Here is a 3,966-nt window from a genome sequence, read left to right as displayed (position 1 = left end):
TGGGTGTGGGCCACTGCGGTGGTTTACGCCCCCGCCGTGCTGGCCCCGCCCCCCCGGGCCGCCGCGGCCGCCGGCGCCACGCAGGTTGGCCAGGACGTCGCGTGACGTCGCGCCCCCTTCTCCGTGGTTGTCGGAGGTGATGGTGACCCAGGGGTAGAGGGTCTGCCAGGTCGTGGTCAGGGCGGTGACGTAGCCGCGGTGGCGGCGTTCGGTGACCTCGATGTGTTCGCCGATCTCGGGCAAGTCGGCCTGGGTGTGCAGGCGCGGATTGTGGGCCTCGAGGTGCTCCATGAGACTGGTGCCGAACCAGCCGATCCTCAATTCGGGCCGCAGCCCGGTGGGGTCGAGCGGGCTGGGATGGCGAGCGATGACCTGTGCGGGGATACCGACCGCGGTGGCGCCTGGGGGCAGGCTGGTGGTGACGACGGCATTGGCGCCGACGCGGGTGTTCTGGCCGATGGTGACTCCGGCGACGATGGTGACCTTGTTGGAGATGATCGTCCCAGCGCCGATGGTGACGGGCGCGACCTCAAAACCGCTGGCCCACGGGGTGATCGGCGCGCCGGGCGCGACGGTGGTGTGGGTGCGGGGCAGGTGATTGTGGTCGTGGATGTCGACCATGTTCGAGATCCCGGCGCCGGGCCCGATCCGGATGACGTTCATGGCGGAGATGACGACGTTCTCCCCAATCGCGACGTCGTCGCCGATGACGATGTGTCCGCCGGTGTTGGCCTGCACGGTGGTGCCGCGGCGGATGCTGACCCGGTCACCGACGGTGATCGTGGCGCCGGGGTCGACGAGGAAGTCGACGTCGGCGGCGATGTCGCAGCCGAGGCCGAGCTGGACTCCTTCGGGCAGGCCGGTGCGGTCGGTGGTGGTTGTGGTGTCGGTGCTGGTCACGGTGTCATTGTCCTCGCTGCGAGTCGGGTGTTTGAGGTCAGTCGGTGGCCGGTGGGGTGATGAGGTAGTCGCCGATGACCACTGCATCCAGGCCGAGGTCGGCGGCGGTGGTCAGGGCGTCGGCGGGGGTTTCCACGATCGGCTGCCCGGGCCCGTTGAAGCTGGTGTTGAGCAGGGCCTCGACGCCGGTTTCGGCGGCGAACGCGGTGAGCAGGCGGGCGTAGTCGGGTTGGCGGGCGGGGTCAACGAGTTGCGGGCGCAGGGTGGCGTCGGCGTGGACGACGGCGGGCAGGTGCTGGCGGGCGGCATCGGTGGCGTCGTGGGCGACGATCATCGCTTCGGCGGGCCCGTGGGGGGTGATCGTCCACCGGGTCAGGTCGAGCATGCTGGGTGCGAGCGGGCGCCAGGGTTCGCGGCGTTTGATCTCGCGGTTGATGCGGTCGCGGTGCAGAGGTGAACGCGGGTCGGCCAGGATGCTGCGGGCGCCCAGTGCGCGCGGGCCTGCTTCGCTGCGGCCTTGATGCCAGCCGATGATCTTGCCCTTGGCCAGCAGTTGCGCGGTGGTCGTGGCGATGTCATCGGGGGTGGAGTACACCGCGCCGAGATCGTGCAGCGCGGCCTCGATGTCGTGGTTGCTGTATTCGGGTCCCAGCAGCGGGAAGGTTTGGCGGTGGCCGGGCACCGTCAGTTCGCCGCGGCGGTGCGCGCAGTAGAGGGCGGCGCCGACCGCGCAGCCGGAGTCTGAGGCAGCCGGTTGGACGATCAGCTCGCTGATTCCCGGTGTACGCGCGAGTATCCCGTTGGTGGTGCAGTTCAGCGCGACCCCGCCGGCCAGACACAGCACGCTCGAGCCGGTGGTGCGCACCGCGGTGCCGGCGAGGCTGAGCATGCAGCGCTGCAGCAGTAGCTGTGCCGAGGCAGCCAGGTCGGCGGCGGGGGTGAGGTGGGCCTCGGCGCTGCCGCGCTGAGGGGGAATTCCGGCGGCGGTGAAGGCCTTGCCGTAAGCGGTCTGCAGGTCACGATAGTAGCGAAGATCGCTGTAGCGGTAGGTCTGGTCGGTGGCGGGTTCGAGGCCGTAGCGGGACAGGTCGAGGTGGTAGCCGCCGCGGGCCGGGCGCAGGAAGCCGAGGTCGATGACCGGGCGGCCGTAGGCGGCCAGGCCCATGAGCTTGCCGGCATGGGTCCAGTCGCCGAGTCCGGCGTGGGTGGTCGCGGCCTGGTAGAACCAGCCGAGCGACTGAGTGAAGGGCCATTCGCGCAGTGTGCGCAGGCCTGCCGGGGTGCCATGGTGGATGCTGGTGGAGATCCCGTCGCCGGAGCCGTCGACAACCAGGACCGCAGCCTCGCCGACCCCAGCCGGGAAGAACGCGGAAGCGGCGTGGGCCAGGTGGTGGGCCACGACCGAGCACCGGCGCGGTCGATCGGGATCGGCGATAGGGCCGAGGAGTTCGGTGATCAGGTCCTCGTCGGTGATCTCCTCGATCGGTTCCGGCCAGGACGGGTTCCACGCGACAGCGACTTCGTCGACGTCGGCCCATCCGATGCCGGCGTAGCGCAGGCACCACGCGGCGGTCGCGGCGGCGCTGCGGGAGTCGCGGTGGTGTTTGCGCCGGGAGAAGCGCTCCTCTTCGGCGAAGGCGACGATCTGGCCGTCGTGGACCAGGCAGGCCGAGGCGTCGTGGTGGTAGGGGCCGCCGAGACCGAGCACGAGTCCCATGGTCAAAACTCCTGTGGAGCAACGGAAGTAGTGGCGAGGTGGTTGGCGACCGCAGTGTGCACGGCCGCCACAGTGACTGTCTCCATGCAACCTCCGATCCCGCCGCAGGTGACCTGGTGCGCGCACGGCGAGCACGCCAGCGTCGAGCGCAGGACGGTGACGGTGGCGGCGGGGCGGGGCACCACCTCGGCGGGGTTGCTCGGCCCGAACAGGACGACGACGGGTTGGTCGTGGGCCTGGGCGTGGTGGTAGCCGAAGCTGTCCCCGGTCACCATGACCGCGCACGACTCCGGGACGGCCACGAACTCGGCGAGGGTCCACGGGTCGTGGCGGACCCGGCCGATGCCGGTATCGAGCGCAGTGAGGATCTGCTCGCACACCTCGTGCTCGCCGGGCCCGCCGGTCACCAGTAGCCGGTGCCCGTCGTCGAGCAGCCGCCGCCCCAGGGCGATCCAGTTGCCGACCGGCCACAGTTTGGTGGTCTTGGAGCCGCCGACGTTGAGGCAGATCCAGCCGCCGGTGCCGGCGAGCGCGGTGATGACGCGGGCGCGGGCGGCATCTGGGACTTCGAGCTGGTAGGGCTCGCCGGTGTAGTGGTAGCCCGCGATCTCGAAATACAGTTCGGTCCAGGTCTTGTGGTTGCTGCGGGTGCGGAAATCGTTCCAGGTGTTCATGGCGAAGAAGTGCCGCGCCGCCTCGCCGATCGGGTAGAGGGCGTTGTGCGGGCCGCCGTAGGCCAGCCCGGCGCGGTGGTCGGCGCTGATGCGCGGAACGAGTCCGGCCACGGCCGGGTCGCGCTCGAACGATAGAACCTCGTCGTAGTGCTCGGCCAGCACGGTGTGGGCGGTGTCGGGGCCCCAGACCAGGACTCTGTCCACGCTGGCGATCATCTCGACCACGGGCGCGGATTCGGCGCCGACGAGCCAGGTGATGTGCGCGCCGGGGTGCTGATCGCGGATCCGGGTCGGCAGCGGGGAGGCGATGAGCATGTCGCCGAGGCGTTTGAGCATCACGATCAACACCCGATAGGTGATCGGGTCGTAGTGGCTGCAGCCCGGGCAGGCCCGCCAGTGCCGGCACGGCAGCCCGCCCTGGAAGTGCCGGCAATCCTCATTCCAATGGAATCCCTGAGTGGACAGCGTCAGGTCGGTGCTCACGAGGTCCTCACCGTGCGGGTGTCGTGCCGGGCAGCCCGGCGAGGTATTCCGCCGCGGTGCGCGCGCCGGGGTCGGGCAGGTAGCAGGCGCGCAGGTCGGCTACCCGCACCGCCGGCGGGGGCGCGGCGGCGCGGGGCGTGCCGCCCACCGGCGCGGGCACGCCGCCGAGGCCCGCGGAGACCCCCCCCGCGG

Annotated in this window: 4 protein-coding genes; all 4 read right to left on the bottom strand. The window is 70.8% G+C overall.

Annotated features, from left to right (window positions below; genetic code table 11):
* On the bottom strand, positions 1-900 hold a 900-nt coding region (locus tag QH283_RS26855), incomplete at its 3' end, for an acyltransferase (RefSeq protein ID WP_280505723.1).
* Between the two features lie 37 nt (positions 901-937).
* Positions 938-2,617, bottom strand: coding sequence for a carbamoyltransferase family protein (locus QH283_RS26850; protein ID WP_280505722.1), 1,680 nt, complete (start codon positions 2,615-2,617; stop codon positions 938-940).
* A 2-nt stretch (positions 2,618-2,619) separates the two neighbouring features.
* The gene (locus tag QH283_RS26845; protein WP_280505721.1) at positions 2,620-3,774 is read right to left on the bottom strand and encodes a glycosyltransferase family 9 protein; all 1,155 of its coding nucleotides are present in this window, start codon (positions 3,772-3,774) and stop codon (positions 2,620-2,622) included.
* Positions 3,775-3,781: 7 nt separating this feature from the next.
* A partial coding sequence (locus QH283_RS26840; protein ID WP_280505720.1) for a hypothetical protein occupies positions 3,782-3,966 on the bottom strand: 185 nt, incomplete at its 5' end.

The organism is Nocardia farcinica (genome assembly GCF_029867845.1).
Lineage (GTDB): Bacteria > Actinomycetota > Actinomycetes > Mycobacteriales > Mycobacteriaceae > Nocardia > Nocardia farcinica_A.
Note: the sequence above shows the minus strand (reverse complement) of the source record. Positions and strands in the feature narration are given on the sequence as shown.